Source organism: Methylobacterium oryzihabitans, assembly GCF_004004555.2.
Lineage (GTDB): Bacteria > Pseudomonadota > Alphaproteobacteria > Rhizobiales > Beijerinckiaceae > Methylobacterium > Methylobacterium oryzihabitans.
On the sequence record NZ_SACP01000146.1, the window covers coordinates 1 to 459 of the forward strand.

The 459-nt window shown below is 71.0% G+C and carries 1 protein-coding gene; it reads left to right on the forward strand.

Features of this window, described 5'->3' with window-relative positions; all coding sequences use genetic code 11:
* Positions 1-459 (forward strand): hypothetical protein (locus tag EOE48_RS29550; RefSeq protein ID WP_210249622.1); only part of this gene is annotated, 459 nt, incomplete at both ends.

The window sequence follows — 459 nt, forward strand, 5'->3', positions numbered from 1 at the left end:
GCACGTTCTTCGCGAGGTGCGCGCTCTTCACGCGGAGCACGCTCTTCGCGAGGTGCACGCTCTTCACGAGGGGCGCGTTCTTCACGGGCTACACGCTCTTCACGTGGCTGGCGCTCTTCGCGTTCGGCTGGCGGGGTGGCATCCAGCGGCTCACGCAGTTCGCGCACGCGCTCTTCGCCGCGGTTGCTGCGGCGGTCTTCGCGTGGCTGGCGTGGTGCACGCTCTTCGCGTGGGGCGCGTTCTTCGCGTGGTGCACGCTCTTCGCGCGGTGCACGCTCCTCGCGTGGCTGGCGCTCTTCGCGCGGGGCGCGCTCGGCACGCTCTTCACGCGGCTTGCGCTCTTCGTCGCGGCGGCCGTTGCGGTTGCGGCTCTGTTGACGGCCGTTGCGGCGCTCCTCGTTGCGCGGGCTGCGCTCGGCGGCCGGTTTCTCGGCGACGACAGGTGCAGCAGCTGCAGGT